18 protein-coding genes are annotated in these 19916 nt (G+C 40.5%); 8 read left to right on the top strand and 10 right to left on the bottom strand.

Annotation, left to right across the window (positions count from 1 at the left end; translation table 11 throughout):
* Entirely contained in the window at positions 1–2043 is a 2043-nt protein-coding gene (mrdA, locus tag B1201_RS07400; protein WP_078192959.1) for a penicillin-binding protein 2, read from the bottom strand.
* Between the two features lie 234 nt (positions 2044–2277).
* Here mrdA and B1201_RS07395 point away from each other — a divergent pair, with 234 nt between their 5' ends.
* The 4 genes from B1201_RS07395 (at position 2278) to B1201_RS07380 (ending at position 5199) form a co-directional block, all read left to right on the top strand.
* Entirely contained in the window at positions 2278–2796 is a 519-nt protein-coding gene (locus B1201_RS07395) for a hypothetical protein (RefSeq protein WP_078192958.1), read from the top strand.
* A gap of 64 nt (positions 2797–2860) precedes the next feature.
* Positions 2861–4177 (top strand): hypothetical protein, encoded by a 1317-nt coding sequence (locus B1201_RS07390; protein WP_078192957.1) that lies wholly within the window; start codon positions 2861–2863, stop codon positions 4175–4177.
* 84 nt (positions 4178–4261) lie between these two features.
* Entirely contained in the window at positions 4262–4921 is a 660-nt protein-coding gene (gene adk, locus B1201_RS07385; RefSeq protein ID WP_078189866.1) for an adenylate kinase, read from the top strand.
* An 86-nt stretch (positions 4922–5007) separates the two neighbouring features.
* A complete protein-coding gene (locus tag B1201_RS07380) occupies positions 5008–5199 on the top strand; it encodes a hypothetical protein (RefSeq protein ID WP_078192956.1) in 192 nt (63 codons plus the stop codon).
* 63 nt (positions 5200–5262) lie between these two features.
* Here B1201_RS07380 and nth read toward each other — a convergent pair whose 3' ends face one another.
* Both nth and B1201_RS07370 read right to left on the bottom strand, forming a co-directional pair.
* Positions 5263–5952, bottom strand: a complete 690-nt coding sequence (nth, locus tag B1201_RS07375) for an endonuclease III (RefSeq protein ID WP_078192955.1) — start codon at positions 5950–5952, stop codon at positions 5263–5265.
* Positions 5953–5954: 2 nt separating this feature from the next.
* Positions 5955–6749 (bottom strand): RnfABCDGE type electron transport complex subunit B, encoded by a 795-nt coding sequence (locus B1201_RS07370; protein ID WP_078192954.1) that lies wholly within the window; start codon positions 6747–6749, stop codon positions 5955–5957.
* A gap of 330 nt (positions 6750–7079) precedes the next feature.
* Here B1201_RS07370 and gdhA point away from each other — a divergent pair, with 330 nt between their 5' ends.
* Positions 7080–8426, top strand: coding sequence for an NADP-specific glutamate dehydrogenase (gdhA, locus tag B1201_RS07365; RefSeq protein ID WP_227591817.1), 1347 nt, complete (start codon positions 7080–7082; stop codon positions 8424–8426).
* Positions 8427–9040: 614 nt separating this feature from the next.
* Here gdhA and B1201_RS07355 read toward each other — a convergent pair.
* The 3 genes from B1201_RS07355 to rlmH all read right to left on the bottom strand — a co-directional run bounded on the left by B1201_RS07355 (position 9041) and on the right by rlmH (position 11381).
* On the bottom strand, positions 9041–9817 hold the full coding sequence (locus B1201_RS07355) for an META and DUF4377 domain-containing protein (protein ID WP_078192952.1): 777 nt from the start codon (positions 9815–9817) through the stop codon (positions 9041–9043).
* Positions 9818–9985: 168 nt separating this feature from the next.
* Complete coding sequence (locus B1201_RS07350; protein ID WP_078192951.1) at positions 9986–10762, bottom strand: dioxygenase; 777 nt, start codon at positions 10760–10762, stop codon at positions 9986–9988.
* A gap of 136 nt (positions 10763–10898) precedes the next feature.
* Positions 10899–11381, bottom strand: a complete 483-nt coding sequence (gene rlmH / locus B1201_RS07345) for a 23S rRNA (pseudouridine(1915)-N(3))-methyltransferase RlmH (protein ID WP_078189858.1) — start codon at positions 11379–11381, stop codon at positions 10899–10901.
* 152 nt (positions 11382–11533) lie between these two features.
* Between rlmH and B1201_RS07340 the strand changes: the two genes are divergently transcribed.
* Complete coding sequence (locus tag B1201_RS07340; protein ID WP_078192950.1) at positions 11534–12496, top strand: M20/M25/M40 family metallo-hydrolase; 963 nt, start codon at positions 11534–11536, stop codon at positions 12494–12496.
* A gap of 416 nt (positions 12497–12912) precedes the next feature.
* On the opposite strand, the gene lon is transcribed toward B1201_RS07340, so the two are convergent.
* The 4 genes from lon to B1201_RS16955 form a co-directional block, all read right to left on the bottom strand.
* Positions 12913–15339, bottom strand: coding sequence for an endopeptidase La (gene lon / locus B1201_RS07335; RefSeq protein ID WP_078192949.1), 2427 nt, complete (start codon positions 15337–15339; stop codon positions 12913–12915).
* 147 nt (positions 15340–15486) lie between these two features.
* On the bottom strand, positions 15487–16074 hold the full coding sequence (locus B1201_RS07330; RefSeq protein ID WP_078192948.1) for a 5-formyltetrahydrofolate cyclo-ligase: 588 nt from the start codon (positions 16072–16074) through the stop codon (positions 15487–15489).
* 137 nt (positions 16075–16211) lie between these two features.
* Positions 16212–16739, bottom strand: a complete 528-nt coding sequence (locus tag B1201_RS07325) for an OmpA family protein (protein WP_078192947.1) — start codon at positions 16737–16739, stop codon at positions 16212–16214.
* Between the two features lie 21 nt (positions 16740–16760).
* A complete protein-coding gene (locus B1201_RS16955) occupies positions 16761–17096 on the bottom strand; it encodes a hypothetical protein (RefSeq protein WP_171263755.1) in 336 nt (111 codons plus the stop codon).
* Here B1201_RS16955 and B1201_RS07315 point away from each other — a divergent pair.
* Both B1201_RS07315 and B1201_RS07310 read left to right on the top strand, forming a co-directional pair.
* The gene (locus tag B1201_RS07315) at positions 17077–17877 is read left to right on the top strand and encodes a cadherin-like domain-containing protein (RefSeq protein WP_143221678.1); all 801 of its coding nucleotides are present in this window, start codon (positions 17077–17079) and stop codon (positions 17875–17877) included. The genes B1201_RS16955 and B1201_RS07315 overlap by 20 nt on opposite strands.
* Positions 17874–19787: a type I secretion C-terminal target domain-containing protein gene (locus B1201_RS07310; protein ID WP_078192944.1), complete on the top strand. Its 1914-nt coding sequence runs from the start codon at positions 17874–17876 to the stop codon at positions 19785–19787. The genes B1201_RS07315 and B1201_RS07310 overlap by 4 nt, the downstream gene beginning before the upstream one ends.
* The last annotated feature ends 129 nt before the right edge of the window (positions 19788–19916 follow it).

Here is a 19916-nt window from a genome sequence, read left to right as displayed (position 1 = left end):
TTATTCCTCATCGGTTGCATGTGCTGCACTGGCAGCACGAGGTGGGGTATTTGCAGTATTCGATTGTTGAGTTGCACTGTTGTTCTGTTGAGCTGTTGGGCTCGCATTTGGATCGGCTGATAAAATATTCGAGCCGCTTGGTAACTCACTCGGTTTTAGACCTGCAGTCATGAGACCACCGCTAATTTGATGGCCTGCAGGACGAATTGGATTCTTTTTACGTGTTAATAACCAGTAGTCAAACATCGGTTTCGCAATTTGAGCAGCAGAACCACCGTGACGACCATTTTCCCAAACGACTGCAATCGCAATTTCAGGTTTTTCCGCAGGGGCAAAACCAACAAATAAACCATGGTCAAGCTGACGCTCTGTCAATAAGGACTCGTTATAGCGTTTACCTTGGGCAATACTTTTAACTTGTGCGGTCCCTGTTTTACCTGCGATTTGATACATTGGGGTACGAATACCACGACCGGTCCCTGTTTGAACCACATCAATCATGGCATCACGCATTTTGATCCAATCATCTGGTTTACCATTAAATTGAATGCGACCATTCGGGGCGTTATGGACTTTATGAACCTTAGCGCCTTTACTTTCACGCAAAACGTGAGGTGTAACATGTGAGCCTTGATTGGCGGTAATAGCAGTCGCCATCGCCAGTTGTAATGGTGTTGCAGTAAATGCACCCTGACCAATACTGACGGAAATTGTTTCACCTTTAAGCCAGTTGGACTTCCGTGTGCGGAGCTTCCATTCAGGATTTGGATATAGCCCCGTACTTTCACTTGGTAAATCTACACCGGTTTTTTCACCGAAGCCAAACTGACGCATCCAAGTATTCATTTTTTCAATGCCCATGCGATAGGACAAGACATAGAAATAGGTATCGCAGGAAATGACTTGAGCTTTGTGTAAATTAACTGAGCCATGACCAGTTTTTTTGTGGTCACGGAAACGATGGCTGTCACCCGGAAGCGTGAAATAGCCCGGATCTGAAATGGCAGTACTCCAATCCACTAGACCATAATGAATACCACCTAGACCAAACATTGGCTTAATCGTTGAACCCGGTGGATAAGCCCCTTGTACAGCACGGTTATATAATGGCTGATCGAGGCTATCACGCAGTTCAGAATAATCTTTGCTGCTAATCCCGGTAACAAATAAGTTAGGATTAAAACTTGGACTAGAAACGAGAGCAAGAATTTCTCCAGTACGTGGGTCAATCGCAACAATTGCACCACGTCGACCTGCAAGCTGCTCTGACGCGACCATTTGCAGTCCATAATCTAGGGATAAATATAAGTCATTACCACGAATCGGATCTTTACGACCTAGATGTCGTAACACATTACCAAAGGCATCGGCTTCAACCGACTCATTTCCCGGCATACCATGTAAAAGTTGTTCGTATGATTTTTCAACGCCAATTTTACCGATCAGGTTTGAGCCAGCGTATAAATCTTTATCAATCGTTTTTAGTTCTTTGTCATTAATACGACCTACGTAGCCAATCACATGGGCAAACAGTTCACCATGTGGATAGTAGCGAGTCATTTGGGTCTCTATATTGACACCCGGGAATTGATATTTCACCTCACTAAAACGGGCGATATCATTTTCATTTAAATTCAGTTTAATCGAAACGCGTTCAGTCTTTTTAGAGGTTTTAATTCGACTTTTAAAGCGTTCGATGTCTTCATCTGTCAGTTCTAACAGAGGCGTTAGGCGTTCAACGGTATCATCAATGTCTTCAACATCCGCACGACTCATGGTTGCTGAGAAAACCGGATAATTATCGGCTAATAACACACCATTACGGTCATAGATATAACCACGTGAGGGTGCAAGCGGTTGCAGTCGAATTCGGTTTTGATCTGCCGCAGTCGAAAAGGTCTCATAACTCTTGATTTGCAAATATGCATAACGTGCCACAAGCAACAGCATAAAGAAGGAAACAATCCCTATCGAAATCACCACGCGATTACGATAAATCCGCTTTTCTTGCTGGACATTTTTTAAAGGATAATGCTGCTTCATACGCGATCGACTTAAAGACTGAGAGCTAAAATAACGGAAGAGGCATATTCTAGCGCAACTGACATTTTTTTGATAAATAAAAACGACTCTGCTGTGATTGCAGTCTATATTTTGACTTTGCAGACATGAAAAATATGGGGCTTTGTGTATAACAGTTCATATTATTCTGCTAAAGTCGAAACGTATAAAAAAGGAATATTCCAAAAAATAATACTAAGGAAGTTTGTGAAAACAATGAATAAATTATATCCATTGCTTGCATTTATGATGCTCGGAAGCATCGCACATGCCAATGACAATTCATTTTTACCTGAGGCAAAGTTAACAGGTAAGGGTTATCAACCATGGAATGTTGGAGCAGGTTTTACTCAAAAAATTATTCACGTGAATGGTGAGTGGGTAAACCCATATGGCATTGCCTATGCAAAAGCTGGTGTTTTCTTGAACGATGATAAAACACCTGGTGGGCAAGTCGGCTTTCGTTACCCCGTTCATTTCACTGGCAAAGATAAAAATGGTTATTATATCGGAGCTTATGCGGGCCACATCGACTCCAAGAAAGTAGATGGTGAAGATGAAGCGCGTTTAGGTGGTGGTATCGATCTTGCTTATGTGATGTTGAGTGCCGAGCGTATTAGTACGTTTAGTGTAGGCTTGGGTGCGGGTGAAAAATTAGAAGACAAATCAGGTAATGTGATTGTGGAAACCGAACCGAGACTACAAATCTCATATACTTTAAGTTTTGGTTTGTAGTGAAAATAATCAACTTTATTTTATAACCGCACTCACTGAATAAAATTAAATATGGAAGTTATGCATGCTTGAGTACGTTAACGAATTGTGGCAAACCTTTTTGCAACGTCCCGATTTTTGGGCTGTGCTGAGTATTATCCCCGTTACCGCATTCGTTACCTGGGCACACGTTTGGATGGCACTGAAAATGGTATTTTACCCGATTAGTTTCTGGGGATTCCATTTAGGTCCATTACCCGTGGGATGGCAGGGGATTGTGCCAAGAAAAGCTGGACGTATTTCTGGCATTATTACGGATAATACATTGTCTAAATTGGGTTCCTTGCGTGAGTTTTTGGATGCAATGGATCCTGAGGACATGGCGCGCATCATTGGTGAACAAGTTGGCTTTGAGCTTGAACATTTGATTGATGAAGTCATGCTAGACCGAAATGCGGTGCTTTGGGAAAACCTACCGTATTCGATTAAACGTCGTATTTATGCCCAAGCACACAAACAGCTGCCAAATACCTTAAAAGAACTCGTGACCGAACTGACCATGAACGTAGAGTCACTTGTTGATATGCGTGAAATGGTGGTGAGTCAAATGGAAGCAGATCGTCTCTTGATGGTGCGTATGTTTCTTAAAGTTGGCCAAAAAGAAATCAACTTTATTTGGCATATCAGTGCCTTGATTGGGATGTTCTTTGGTATCTTCCAGATGATCGTTTGGTTTGTGGTGCCTTGGCATTGGACGGTTCCATTTTGGGCAGCAATCTGGGGCTTTTTGACCAACTGGATTGCCATCTGGATGGTATTTAATCCCATTGAGCCGCACCCTGTTAAGTATTTGCAATTATTTGAATTAACTAAAGATCGTAAATTCCCTTGGATTAAACCTGTGATTCCACGTATTGGAACGTACAATGTTCAAGGGGCGTTTATGAAACGCCAAGAAGAAGTTTCGGATGTATTCGCAAGTGTAGTCACAGAAGACCTAATTACGTTAAAATCCATCATGACCGAAATGATGTATGGCGGGAAGAAAGATAAGACCCGTCGCATTGTGAAACGTCATATTAATGAAATTATGGAATCTCCACTGGTTCGTACCTCATTACAGTTGTCTTTAGGTCCAAAAGAGTACGCAAAACTCAAGACAGACTTGATCGATCGCTCAATTGAAATTACGATGGTGCCTGTATGCGACCCTGCGTTTAATGCGAGCCGTGCACAGAAAATCTTTCAAATGTTTAGAGACCGTATTCGTGAGCTAACACCGAAAGAATTTCAAAATCTATTACGTCCTGCATTTCAGGAAGACGAATGGATTTTAATTGTCTTGGGTGGTGTAACCGGTTTTATCGCGGGTACAATACATTTGTTTGTGGCTTTCTTATAATTAGATGCTGGAAGATGATCTGAATCTTGGGTTTAGATCACTACATAGCGTCATATACAATGTTTAAAATGAGGATGTTTTTTTATGCGCATTATATTACTCGGACCACCTGGAGCAGGTAAAGGGACACAAGCTCAGTTGATCTGTAAGCGCTACGATATCCCACAAATTTCAACCGGTGATATGCTCCGTGCTGCGATTCGTGAAGGTACTGAATTAGGTCTACAAGCTAAAAGCGTCATGGATAATGGCGGCCTTGTATCTGATGAGCTTATTATTGGTCTTGTAAAAGAACGCATTGCTCAACCTGACTGTGTCAACGGCTGCATTTTCGACGGTTTCCCACGTACGATTCCACAAGCTGAAGCGCTTGAAAACGAAGGTATCAGCATCGATCACGTAATTGAAATCGATGTACCTGACGAAGAAATCGTTCAACGTTTATCTGGTCGTCGTCAACACCCAGCATCTGGTCGTGTATATCATACCGTTTACAACCCACCAAAAGTGGAAGGTAAAGATGACGAAACTGGTGAAGACCTTGTTCAACGCCCAGATGACCAAGAAGCAACAATTCGTAAGCGTTTAGGTTCTTACCACGCTGAAACTGAGCAATTGGTTGGTTTCTACCAAGGTCGTGCAGCTTCTGGCGAAAACGCACCGACTTATGACAAATTAAATGGTCTTCGTCCAATCGATCAAGTTCAAACTGATTTGTTCGCGATTTTAGATCAGTCTAAATAATTCAGCTTTTTTGAATTTTTGACAATCAAAGAGTCCTACTGCATAGTGGGACTCTTTTTTTATGTGGCTTTTAGGGCGAATCTGTTATGAAATTTGCTTTGGTTATAATGGTCATCATCGCTGTAGCGGTGTTATTGGGCTTATTATTTGTCAGCTTTAAAATGTTGCGTAAGGTGCAAGTGGAAGAAGCAGAGCAAGCTAAACTGAGCCCGAAGCAATATCGCTTACATCCAAAGCTGCAGCAAGAGCTTGATAAAAAAACAAAAAGAACAAGATAAAAATTAAGCATCAACTCGATCAATTGATTCTTACAAATTTCATCAACTCCCAAATTGAAGAGATTAATCTTCAATTTGGGTGGTTTTAATCGGTCTTAATGCGCCAAAGTCAAAACGGTCGGGCCAATTACATACATCAGACACGATGCATTCATTACATTTGGGTTTGCGGGCAATACAGGTATAACGCCCATGCAGAATCAACCAATGATGTGAATCAACAATAAACTCTTTGGGGATGACTTTGACGAGTCGGTGTTCGACTTCCAAAACATTTTTGCCGACAGCCAATCCTGTACGATTACCTAAACGAAAAATATGCGTATCAACGGCCATGGTTGGTTGACCAAAAGCAGTATTCAGCACCACATTTGCAGTTTTACGACCGACACCGGGTAAGGCTTCCAAATCTGCACGATTATTCGGAACGATACTGTTATGCTTCTCAATGAGAATCTTGCAGGCTTTAATGACATTTTCCGCTTTTGAGTTATACAGGCCAATGGTCTTGATATATTCCTTCAGTCCGTCAACACCTAACGCATAAATAGCTTCAGGAGTATTTGCTACTGGAAAAAGTTTATCTGTGGCTTTGTTGACACTGACATCTGTGGCCTGAGCAGATAGGGTAACAGCCACTAAAAGTTCAAATGGACTACTATAATTGAGTTCAGTTTTCGGGTTGGGGCGTTGCTCACGTAAGCGTTCAAAAAAAGTTTGAATTTGCTTCTTAGTCATGTTTTTAACAGCCATGATTAAGCCCCTTGCAGTTGTGTTAGTTGTAGCGTTAGCGTATGGAGTAATTCACGTTTTTTTGCATCTTCTCGAACACTCAGTTGTTTTTCTAATTTCTTAATTTGTGTTCGAATTTTAGCAAGTTCAATGGTGGTTTTTGCATCGAGTTGAACGACTGGCGTAGCAGGTTTTTCCACGACTTCAATGACCGGTACTGAGTCTGTCTGGGTCGAAAATTGGGCAAAAAGTTCCGTATCAATTTCTGCGCGTACAATAGGGCCTTTACGATGAATTCGGCGCTTTTCCTCACGCTGAATATGTGCATAGTAGCGGCGACGTAAATCATTCTGTTCTGCGATTCGAACGGCTTCAGATGGCACTTGATCAAGCTCTTCAACAAGGTCGATACAATCCACTGGACAAGGTGGAATGCAGAGTTCGCAGCCCGTACATAAATCCGTCAAGACGGTATGCATCAATTTGCCTGAGCCAATAATGGCATCAACAGGGCAGGCACTAATACATTTGGTACAACCAATACATTCATCCTCACGAATCACAGCTTTAACCCGTTGCGGGCGTCCATCACTTTGGATTGGCCAAACGCTGGCTTCTGCTGTTAAGTGTGGACGATTTAATAACGCTGCTAGTGAATCTGCCACAGGTTGACCACCGGGTATACATTTATTGGCTTCTTCTCCTTCACTGATGGCTTTGGCATAGGGTAAGCAGCCGTCTCGGTGTCCACAAAGTCCACATTGAGTTTGTGGCAATAGGGCATCAATTTGTTGGATGAGGGAAATTTCAGAAGTCATGGGTAGTCGCGAGTACAAATGAAGGCAGAGAAAAACCAAAGAGGACGTTGAATTCTAGCATGTTTCAGTATGAATTGCTGTGCGCAAAAATGGGTCTATAGATGCATCATAAATGAGCAAAATAATTCATTAAAATATTCCTAAAAGTAATAGTATTTATAACTAAAATATCTGAGTAATCAATTTAAATCGCTGTTCTTTAAAGAATTTAAAGATTTTTTAAAAAAACTATTGCTGATTAGTTACAAAAGATATTTAATATTTTGCGCCAAAATATATCTTTGATCAAAATTGTGATCAATTTTGATCCATACATCTGCTGAGGATTAAGTGTTGAAATATAACAGCCTTAACGACTTCCTAGACTACGTTAAAACACGTGATGAACATCAACCTGAATTTCTTCAAGCTGTTGAAGAAGTGATGACGAGCCTTTGGCCATTCATCGAAAAGAACCCACAATATGCTGACTACGGTTTGCTAGAACGTCTTGTTGAGCCTGAGCGTGCAATTCAGTTCCGTGTTTCATGGGTAGATGACAAAGGTCAAACTCAAGTTAACCGTGCTTTCCGTGTTCAATACAACTCAGCAATTGGTCCATTCAAAGGTGGTATGCGTTTCCACCCATCAGTGAACCTTTCAATTCTTAAATTCTTAGGTTTTGAACAAACTTTCAAAAATGCTTTAACTACACTTCCTATGGGTGGTGGTAAAGGTGGTTCAGATTTTGACCCTAAAGGTAAATCTGAAGGCGAAATCATGCGTTTCTGCCAAGCATTAATGATCGAATTATACCGTCATCTTGGTTCTAACACTGACATCCCTGCGGGTGACATCGGTGTAGGTGGCCGTGAAGTTGGCTACATGGCCGGTATGATGAAAAAATTAAGCAATGACACAGCATGTGTGTTCACTGGTAAAGGTTTAACTTTCGGTGGTTCACTTGCGCGTCCTGAAGCAACTGGTTACGGTACTGTGTATTTCGCTGAGGAAATGCTAAAAACTCGTGGCGATAGCTTTAAAGATAAAGTTGTAACGATTTCGGGTTCTGGTAACGTTGCACAATACGCTGCTGAAAAAGCAATGTACTTAGGTGCGAAAGTGGTTTCACTTTCTGACTCAGCTGGTACTGTATACGTGAAAGACGGTTTCACAACTGAACTTCTTGCTGAAGTAATGGAATTGAAAAACGTTAAGCGTGGCCGTATTTCTGAATTTGCATCTAAGCACGGTTTTGAATATTTAGAAGGTCAACGCCCTTGGTCAATCAAATGTGATATCGCACTGCCATGTGCAACTCAAAATGAATTAGATGAAGCTGATGCTGAAGCTCTTCTTGCTAATGGCGTAATCTGTGTTGCTGAAGGCGCAAACATGCCATCTACTTTGGCTGCAGTTGAGAAATTCGTTGAAGCGAAAATTCTTTATGCACCAGGTAAAGCTTCAAATGCAGGTGGTGTTGCAACTTCTGGTCTTGAAATGTCTCAAAACGCAATTCGTTTGGGTTGGACTTTCGAAGAAGTTGACGAGCGTCTACACGCGATCATGAAAGAAATTCACCGCAACTGCGTGAAATACGGTACTGAAGAAGATGGTACTGTGAACTATGTAAACGGTGCGAACATTGCAGGCTTCGTAAAAGTTGCTGACGCAATGCTTGCTCAAGGCGTTTACTAAGTTCTCCGTAAGTTGAACTGAAAACCGAGGCTCAAGCCTCGGTTTTTTTATGGCTAAATGGTGTGGAATATATTGGATTGTTAATTAGTGCTCATCAGGGTAAGTTGGATTTCGCTATCCATAACACTGAAGTGAAAATTTAAGGGTTGGTCGAGCAAACGTTTAATATGAAGCCCTAGCTGATGTAACTGTGTGCAGAACTTCAGAGTGCTCCCTACATCTCCTATAAAACGCAAAGTATGCTTTTCTACATCATAATTGTGGCCAATGTAATTACAGCCACTAAGAATGTCATACTGCCATCGTTAATTTGAGAGTTATTTGGGCGGGTAAAGCCTTATTTTCTACGAGAACCCACGTCTTTTGAGTTAATTGTTTTGCTTCAAAATCGCGTCAATGGGTAATTCGCTGTATTCTTAAAAATATCTGTCTGTTGATTGCGATTCGTCAGGATGAATTCAGTAATTTGCAAGAAGGAGCTTTAGATTAACATCGCTAAAGCGTTGGCTGAACAGTACATCGTGATTTCAATACTATGCATATCCAATCAGCGTTTGCGGTTGTGTAGATATAAAAAACCGAGGCGATGACCTCGGTTTTTTATCGGCTGTAACTTACAACGTACCTTTTATGGCTTCACGTTCGACTGACATATCAAAAATATAGGCATATTTTGATTGGTCAGCAGCAGGGTTTTTACGTTCAAAACGTTTTACGCGAATAATTTGGCGTTCTGCAGGAGTGTGCTTAAAGCCTTCAATTTGATCGTAAAATAAGGTCCAGTCTTTATCAACTTGTGTTTTTAAGCCTTTTTCATCGTACTTCACTTCACGTACTTGCAAACAAGTTTGTGGAGCAACGCCTGTACATTGTTTCGTTTCAGGACTGACTTCTAGGAAAATCGTTTCGCCTTGTGAGTTATATTGGGTTTCAGGTGTTAATTTTCCAGTGAACACCAGTTTCTCACCTGTTGCAGAGATAATGGTTAACGTTGGATTTTGTGGATCTGTGGTATTTAAAACAAAAGGTGCTTTACGGTCACTAAAGAGTGAAGATGCAAGTCCTTCTTGTTTCATCGCATTATCAGGACACGCCATCATGGTAGATGCAATGTTGCCTGTTACAAGTGTATTGTGTTCAACTTTCCATTGGGTTGACATGCTGTTACAGCTGGTTGAAATACCCAAAGTGCCATTTTCTAGAAAATTTAAAACTAAAGGTTTTGGTGCATTTTCAGTGGTGGTGCTCCATTGATATGAAGCTAAAGTTTTATCAGCATTTTGTTGTTGTAATACGCTCACGGCTAAATCTCCAGCTTTTTGGATATCGCTTGATTGACATGCTGCAAGGGCTAAAGGGAAGAGGGCAATTGCTAAATATTTTAATTTCATTACGCTAACTGTTCTAAGTGAATTTCAGCCTGTAGCATAACCCATTCATTTTAAAAAAATATGAATACATTCAGCTCAAATAAGTAGCAAAATGTATCCATAAATAATAATTTGTTAACTTATTAATATAAATTATGAATAAGTCAAGCTATCTCGTTTTATTCACGTTTAATCAAAACGATAAATATCCATACCCAGCGAACCCATACTAAAGCTACTGTGAACAATAGAGAAGCGGGGGCCTGCACCCATCGCAAAGAAGATGGGTGCAAAATGTTCAATGGTCGGATGGTTGCGTTGTACAAACGGGATATTTTGCCAATCGAGAACTGCATCAAAATCTTGATGAGTGAGCTTATTGACCACAAAATTACGGAATGTAGACGCCCATTCAGGCACGGCTGCGGCACGACCATCCCAAGCCAATTCACGTAAGTTATGAGTAATACTGCCCGATCCAATCAACAGGATTTGCTTGTCACGTAAAGGTGCAAGCGTTTGTCCAATTTTATAGATCTCTTGCGCAGACATGGTCATCGGCAGTGATATTTCAATTACAGGAATGTCGGCATCAGGATACATATGCAATAACGGCATCCAAACGCCATGATCGCGTGGACGGGTGCTGTTGGCATGTGCAGATAATCCTGCATTGGCAAGCAAATGAAGAATTTCTTCAGCAAGCGCTGGGTTACCCGGTGCTGGATAACGAATATCATAAAGTTCCGCAGGGAAACCACGGAAGTCATGCCAAGTTTCAGGACGGGCACTGGTACTTACTTCTAGTGCGTTACTTTCCCAATGTGCTGACATGATAACAATGGCTTCAGGTTTTGGAAGATTCAGGCTTAAACGTTCCAACGCAGGACCGACTTGCTCAGGATTGATGGCAAGCATAGGTGAGCCATGGGAAATAAATAAACCTGGAAGTGTTTGTAAATTCATCGCGGTCGCCGTTGGTTGTTTAAAGGAATATGATGATCATGCACTAAATTATTCAGCGTAACAATTCGGATAATTTCAACGGTTTGTTTCATTGTTGCAACGCTGTACTTGCTGTAGATACTGGAGTCAGTTCGGATTAACCCGCACGATGGTAAGGGTGATTATGGTTAATACTCATTGCACGGTATAGCTGTTCGATGAGCATGACACGAACCATAGGATGCGGCAAAGTCAGTTTAGACAAAGACCAATGCCATGCTGCTGCTTTACGTACTGCTTCAGAATGTCCATCTGGCCCACCAATGGCTAAAACCACATCATTGCCTTCAAGCATCCAGCCTTTCATGGTTTCAGCTAGTTTTTCGGTACTAAACTCACGACCACCGACTTCTAAGGCGATCAGCACTTCATTCGATTTCATGGCATTTAAAATGCTGTCACCTTCAATTTGACGGTATTTTAAAATGTCGGCTTCTGAGTCGTTCTTGCCACGTTTGGCCATAGGCAATTCAATGATCTGCGTTTGAACAAAAGGCTGAATACGTTTGAAATAATCTTCAAAACCCGTCAGTACCCATGCTGGCATTTTTTGACCGATTGTCAGAATACGAATTTTCATACAGCGCCTGAAAGTATACAAAAGAGCATTATAACGGTTCGCTTGCGCTTTGTATGTTCAGACACAATTTGCAATTGAAATCGTGTTCTGCTTGCTGTTTAAATACGCAGCATAAACAGATTTGATCAAAGATGAAAATTGGAATAATAACAATGAAAAAAACATGGCAGGACGGTAAATTATTTTTGCTCAAGCAAGCAGCAATGCTTTCAATTTTTGCATGGTGTTCATTTGCGGCGTATGCCAACAATATTAGAACAGCTGAACCAGATAATTTAAAAGTCTATTTAGAGCAAATTATTGGTAATGAAGCTGAATATCGTAACTATAAGAATATTCAAGAGTTAAACCGGGTGTCTGCTTGGATTCGTGAGCAGATGCGTTTATTTGGTGTGAATTGTCGTTTTCAAACCTATACCGTAAACAGCCAACCATACCGTAATGTGGTCTGTCCCTTAAATGCAGGGCATAGCAACCGAGTGATCATTGGCGCGCACTACGATGTATTTGAGGAGCAGCATGGCGCCGATGATAATGCTTCTGGCGTTGCAGGTGTACTCGAAGCTGCTCGGATTCTTTCGGCTGAAAAAGCGCGTTTAAAACAAAATATTGAGTTTGTATTTTATACCCTCGAAGAACCACCATATTTTAGAACAGAGTCGATGGGCAGTTTTATTCACGCAAAATCGGTAGCAAAGGAAAAGGATAAAATTTCAGGTGTGTATATTCTGGAAATGATTGGTTATTTTGATCCCAAAGTCACTCAAGATTATCCAGTTGGACTGAAATGGATTTATCCATCTCATACGAATTTTATTGCATCGGTGGGGAATATTCAGTCTCGTGACTTAACCTCAACGTATTGTGCGGCGATGGAGTCTTTGAAGCAACTACAATGTGAGCGCTTGATTTCTCCTTCATTTATTCAGGGTGTGGATTTTTCAGACCATATGAATTATTGGCAATTTGATATGCCGGCGATGATGATCACTGATACGGCATTTTATCGTAATAAGCACTATCACACTGAGCAAGATACCCTGGATAAATTAAACTTAGACAAAATGGCTCAAGTGATCGATGGTTTAGTAAAAACCATTTTAAATTTGAAATAGCATGTCTTTAAAAACATGACATAAAAAACGCAGCCCCGAAAGCCTGTGGACTGCGATAAAAGGTCATCTACCTGGAGATGTAGATGACCATCTTGTTCCAATGATCATCACGCTTTTACACGTGATTGGAACCAATAAAGAAACATACAGCGCGTATATCTCTCTACTATATATGTGGGATAGAGGGCGATATTTCAAGTAATAGCATTCAAATTTTGTAAGACTTTCTTATTGGCTATTATTGATCTTGATGTCGAATTTGAAATAGTAATCCAATCAAAAGTTGTAGCTGTTTTCTTGAGTCTTATCATAGCGAAGGATTTGAATGAAATTTTTCGAATATTTAGTTGAAAGCATGAATAAAAAAAGCCCTGTCGAAACAGGGCTTTTTTTCTTTTATTGCGAGTTGCTAGCGCTTAGTGACGAGCAGCTTTGCCACCTTCAGTTGCTTTGACAATCGGTGTCTTTGCAAGAGGTTTAGGCATATCAACTAAGGCTAGAGGTAAAATCTCATCAATCGATTTCACTGGTTTAATTTCTAGACCTTCTTTGACATTGTCTGGAATCTCAGTCAAGTCACGAACGTTATCTTGTGGGATAAAGACAAGCTTGATGCCACCACGGTGAGCAGCGAGAAGTTTCTCTTTTAAACCACCAATGCGCATTGCACGGCCACCAAGACTGGTTTCACCGGTCATCGCAATATCTGGACGAATCGCAATGCCTGTAAACGCTGAAACAAGAGCAGTGGTCAGGGCTAAACCAGCAGATGGACCATCTTTCGGTGTTGCGCCTTCTGGTAAATGCACGTGTACATCTGTTTCTTCAAAGCGAATCGCTTCAATACCTAGTTCATCTGCACGGGTACGTACAACGGTCATCGCTGCAGTGATCGATTCTTTCATGACATCGCCAAGAGAACCAGTGGTAATGAACTTGCCTTTACCTTTCACTGCTGCAACTTCAATCGTCAGTAGTTCACCACCAACAGATGTCCAAGCCAAGCCGTTTACACGACCCACTTCAGCTTCTTCTTCGGCCATACCGAAGTCGAATTTGTGTGGACCTAAGTAGTCAGGAAGATTTTTCGAATTCACTTCAATTTGAAGATTTTTCGCTTTCTTGCTCACTGCTTCTTTTACCACTTTACGTGCAATTTTCGATACTTCACGTTCTAAGCTACGGACACCGGCTTCACGTGTATAACGTTGTACGATATCGCGTATGGCTTCTTCGTGAACGGTTAATTCTTTTGCACGTAGACCATTGTTCTTGATGGCTTTTGGAACAAGGTAACGTTCAGCAATATTCACTTTTTCATCTTCGGTGTAACCCGGTAGACGAATCACTTCCATACGGTCAAGCAAAGCTTCTGGAATATTCATGCTGTTTGCAGTACAGATGAACATCACTTCAGAAAGGTCTAGATCAAGATCTAAGTAGTGATCATTGAACTTGCTGTTTTGTGATGGATCTAGGACTTCAAGCAATGCTGAAGCAGGGTCTCCACGGTAGTCTTGCGCCATTTTGTCAATTTCATCGAGTAAGAACAGAGGGTTCTTTACGCCAACCTTAGACAAAGATTGCACAATTTTACCTGGCATAGCACCAATATAAGTACGACGGTGACCACGGATTTCAGCTTCATCACGCACGCCGCCAAGCGCCATACGGACAAATTCACGACCAGTTGCTTTGGCAACAGATTCACCGAGTGAAGTTTTACCTACACCTGGAGGACCAACTAAGCACAGGATTGGGCCACGAAGTTTTTTTACACGTGATTGAACAGCAAGGTATTCCACAATGCGGTCTTTCACGTCGTCTAAACCATAGTGATCGGCATCAAGAATATCTTGAGCTTTCGCAAGGTTAATGCTGACTTTGCTGGCTTTGTTCCAAGGCGTATCTAAAATAACTTCTAGATAGTTACGCACGACAGCAGCTTCGCTCGAAGCAGGTTGCATTGCTTTTAGCTTACGGAACTCATTTTCAGCTTTCTTGCGTACATGTTCAGGTAAATCGGCTTCAGCTAGACGTTTTTCAATTTCTGCAACGTCATCCTCACCACCGCCATTCATGTCAGAAAGTTCGCGTTGAATGACCTTCATTTTTTCATTTAAGAAGTATTCACGCTGATTCTTTTCCATTTGGCGTTTTACAGAATCATGTAAGGTTTGCTCAATTTGCTGTTCTTCTGACTGTTGTAATAAATAGGTCATCAGCTCAGCTAAATGTGCTTCAAATTCATCATGCTCTAAGAACTTTTGTTTTACATCAATATTCAAAGGCACGCGTGTTGCTACAAAGAATAATAATTGTAGCAAATCATCAATTTTATTGGCTGCTGCAATCAATTCACGTGCGTTACGCAATTTTGCTTCTGCATATTGAGCAAATAAGGTGCGTAATTCTTCCACACGGTTATTCTGAGTTTCTGAGTCTACAGAAACCGTCATTGGGCTTAATGAATGCTCGGCAGTCAGGTAATTATCGGCATCGATAATTTTTTCTAACTTGGCACGATATAAGCCTTCAATCAGTACTTTTATACAGTTTTCATCATTCTCATGATTCACAACTTGCACAATCTTCGCGACAGTACCGTATTGATATAAATTGTCGTGATCAATTTCTTCTGTTAGCGAATCTTTTTGTGCAACTACGAATACAAGATTGTCACTGTCACGTGCGACATTGACTGCATTGATCGACTTTTCACGACCCACAAACAGTGCAATTTGCATGTGAGGATATACAACCACATCTCGTAGCGCTAAGAGCGGTAATACGCTCGGAATTGTAGTTTCCAAGCTTTCTTCATTCATAATAATCTCAGACATGGGCACTCCTAATGAGTGACAACGGTGTTGCCATGTTTTTTATAGTGATGTGTATTTTTTAAATTACAAGGGTCATGCCAATTAAAATGTGTAAAAAATGACTAAATATGTGATTTTTAAGTGTAACTCAGTGTCAAAAATATCAAATTAACGTTTGAAACTTAAAGTTTGAGATGGGCTAATAAATCCATCTAGCGGTTGATCCCATGCTTCTCGAACCAAAGAGTCTTGAATGAGTTGAAAATCATGGCCAAGTCCTAAACGGTATGGGGTAGAGTGGGCAGTCGCTAATGTTTTATCGTAGAAGCCACCCCCCATACCAATACGTGTGCCGTACTTGTCGCAAGCGAGTAAGGGCATGATTAAAAGGTCAAGGTGAGAAACATGCTTCCCGTGGCTTGCCATCGGTTCTTTCATACCGAGCGGGTGATGAGAAAAACGTTTATTAATGTATTGATGGCGTGAGATTTCAACCCAAACCAGTTGCTGATTCATGTTGCAAATCATGGGTAAATACACGTGTTTTTGATGCGCAAAACAGTAGTGGATGATCTTTTGAGTGTGAATTTCACCAAATGCATGTAAATATACGCCTATATGCTGACTGCGCTTAAAATAACTGTGTCTGATTAAGCGCTGTAGGACTTGTTGTTCAGCTTGTCGTTGCTCCCATAGGTTTAGGCTACGACGCTGCTTACGGAGTTGTTTACGAAGGCTGGTGGTGCTCAAAGTCATGATTCATTTCAAAGTAGCACAAAATTCTCAAAGGCATTTTAACGCGTTCAAGCTTAAAAGTCCGAAGAAATAGATTTTATCTTTTTTATATAAAGCGTTCCTTAAAACACTAGTCGGCTTAAGGAACGCGGACTTATTTAAGGCTTTTTAATACCAAGAATTTGGACGTCAACACGACGATCTGCTTGTAAGCAAGCTTTTAAGGTATTTCGATCTTGAACATCAAAACAACTATTGGTTACAGGCTGAGTTTCACCTGCTGAAGCGAAACTTAATTTGTCAGCAGCAATCCCTTGGTTCATTAAGTAATTTTTGACAGTTAGTGCACGTTGCAATGCAAGTTGCTGATTATATTTTTCACTGCCTAAACGGTCGGTATGTCCGGTAAGCTTAATCATATCAATACGTGCATATTGGTTATTAAGTTTAGTTGCTAGTTCATTCAAGCTTGATTTACCTGCAGGAAGTAAATCGTTTAGTTTGCCACCATTAAATTTAAATAAAGAATCGGCAGCTAAGTTTATATTATCTAAACTCGGTTCAATTGGTTTTATTACATTTTTTAGAGCATTTTCTCTAATCGGGCAATTATTAATCCTAGTGCCATCATTATTTAATATAACGGGTTTGCCGTTATTATCAACTGTAAGTAATAAGTTATTCAAAAGTGACTTTTCGTTTACACATTAGCTAACTGAATAATTTTCACAATGAGTTGTACAATTTTTCACCTTAAATTGGTATTCGCCTTCTTTTAAATAAAAATCAGCAGAATTATTAATATAAAAATCACCCGCTTTAAATTCATCTATATAGAGTTTAGTTGCACATTTTTGGTTCTTAGCTTGATCATCTGCGCATAATTTTTCATCACGTTGAACATGTATTTTGTATGCATCAATAGTATTGATTTGAAACAACAAATTAACTGGTTTTGCATATTTATTTACGCCAGGAAAAGTTGAACATGCGACAACTGAGCGTCCACAAGTTGAAGTGACTGTGACACCGAATGGTGACATCGTACAGACTTACCCTGATGACACCGATCCATCCCCAATTACGCCTGACCAAATTACGGTTAAAGATCCAAATGGCAAAGACATCGTGGTTGAGTTTGGTACACCTGAGACTCAACCAGACGGTTCAATTACGGTAACGGGTAAAGTGCTAGAGGACGTTGAAGGCAAAGTTACGGTTAATGTACCAGAAGGTTCATATGAAGACACTTCGGGTAACCTGGGTCTACCAGGTACAGGCAACGAAAACATCAATATGGTTCCGCCTGTAGCAGAAGTGACGATTACTCCAGAAGGTAAGATCACTGTGACTTATCCGGATGATGTCGATTCATCGACGATTACAGAAGAGAAGATCATTGTTGAAGGTCCAAAAGGTCCAATCGAAGTACCATTTACGCCGCCAGTGAAACAACCAGATGGCTCATATGTGGTGACTGGTGAAGTACCTCCGGGTGTTGATGGTGACATTACCGTAACTGTCCCAACAGATAGCTATGAAGATAAATCAGGCAATCCGGGTGCGGAAGTCGATAAAACTGTCTCAGTGGACAACATCGCTCCTGAAGTTGAAACAACCCAAGTGGTTACGACAGAAGATCAAAGTGTGACATTAACATGGGCGCATTTTGGTATTTCAGATGCAAATACAGCAAATGATCAGCTTGTTATTACGGTAACAAATCTGCCAAAAGACGGTGTATTGACAATCGTAGATGCTGCTGGGAATAAAACACCAATCATCGTGGGTCAAACACTATCTTATGCTGATATTAAGGTATGAAAATTTATGCTATTACAGAGAACGGGACTCGAGTATTGCTTGGAACTGCGGATACAAATGGCAATTTAAGTTTTGTCGCTGATGGCATGAGTATCGAAGGTTCAAGCTTAGTGGCGATTGCACCACCAAGTTTGGTTGTTACAGGTAATTCTTTACAGTTGAATGTGAAGCTTGAATCTGTTGCAACTGAAAAATCGAATGGTTCAACTGCAAGTTCAGAACTAGAGTTCGGTGTAATTTTGTATCCTGCTTCTGTAACAAACGTAGCACCTGAAATTGAAATTGAACCAGAAGTAGTCACTGTTGGTGCAGCTGTTGCCGGTCAAAAAATTGCTGCTTATGCTGCATCGGATGCAGATAATGATAGTCTGACTGTGACATTTACTAATGGCTCGACAGTTAGTGCCGACGGTTTCTATCAATTATCAGTGGCTGATCAATCTGTAACCTTAACTCAGAAAGGTGCGGATCAGCTAAATTCAGGTGCTGTATTGCCTTCGATAAGTCTTCAAGTTACTGATGGTAAAGTTACAACTCCTGTAACTGGCAATGCTGAACTCATTGAGTTAAAAGCAACATTAACAAGTGAAATTTCGGTATCAGGGTCAACATCAGGTGGAACTGGTGGTGGTGCGTCAAGTTCAGTGATTAACGTTCCAAACCTAGGTACGATTTATAAAGATGCACAAGGTAATTATGTTTCTGATGATCTTGTTGCGGGTGCGAAAATTGTAGATATTGCTGCACAGATGCAAGCTATTATCAATGATCCACAGTATGGTAATGATTTCAATAAAATTAACGATGCGCTAAGAATCTTTACTAATTTGAAAAGTGAAATTAACGTTTCTGAAATTATTATTATCAATTGGGAGAAAATTAACAAAGTTCTGACTCAGAATGAGCTTGGGCTTAATTTCTCAAATAGTTTCCCTAAAGACTTTGGAGGTCAAAAAGGTACTCCGAGTGATTGGATTGTATTTGATGAAGCGTATTCAGATGAAAAATATCCTGTCAATTCAATGATTTTAAACAACTCTGATACAACCAACTATATTGATGGTTTTAACTTGAGTATTACGGGTGTCCAAAATGTAAGTGGTTTCCAAATTAATATGTTGGAAGGTGTGCTATTTGCGGATGGAACTCAAATTGCTAAGACAGGTGAGAAAAATCAAAATGGACAGGATCAACTTGGTGTAGTAGCTCCGGAAGCAGGCGTTCCAGAGAAAATTTTACAATTTACTTTACATGCAGAAGTTTTAAATGATGCAGAGGCAAATGTGAATGTAAATGGTGTGAAATTTAAATCTGCTGCTCTTGATGCTTTAGTTGATGCCAAAGTTTCGGTAAATGGTATATCAGTAAGCAAAGATTCAGATGGGTATTATACTTATCAAGGCACTTCAAGTAGTCAAGTTGAAGATTTTGTAGTGAAAGTTACAGTCCCTGAAACCTCAATTCAAGATGTAAATGTACTTACAACCCAGCTCGAAACAGAGTTAGGAAACAGTAACAATGTGCTTCCTATTCAGGAAACAGTGACTGCGACAGCATCGTTTGCGATGTTCTCATTAGAAAGTGAAAGTTTACTTATTGGTGATGATATTGTTTTCGACCTTCTTGCAGACGATAATTTGGGCGGTAATACATTAACAACAGTAAATGATTTTTCTATTGCTGACCAAATCGATATATCTTCATTACTTTCTGACGATGCAACTGAAGCAACTCTCGCAGAGTTTGTAACAGTAGCATATGATGAAGTGACTGAATCGGCTGTGATTTCAATTGACCGTGATGGCACATCAGGTACGGAATATGAATCACAAGATCTTGTAGTCTTGCTCAATCAAACGAGCAAAGTCGAACTAGATGACCTAATCAACAATAATCAAATTATTTACTAATAATTTGATGAACTAAAAAAGCACCTTCGGGTGCTTTTTTTTGCTTCCCAAAAAGTGAATGCAGATTGAAGACTTGGTTTTAATCAACAACTCATCGGAATTAAAACAAATACGCTATATCTACACTTG

Origin of the sequence: Acinetobacter sp. ANC 5600 (assembly GCF_002018395.1) — a bacterium.
Taxonomy (GTDB): Bacteria; Pseudomonadota; Gammaproteobacteria; order Pseudomonadales; family Moraxellaceae; genus Acinetobacter; species Acinetobacter amyesii.
This window is presented reverse-complemented; position numbering and strand designations above follow the sequence as displayed.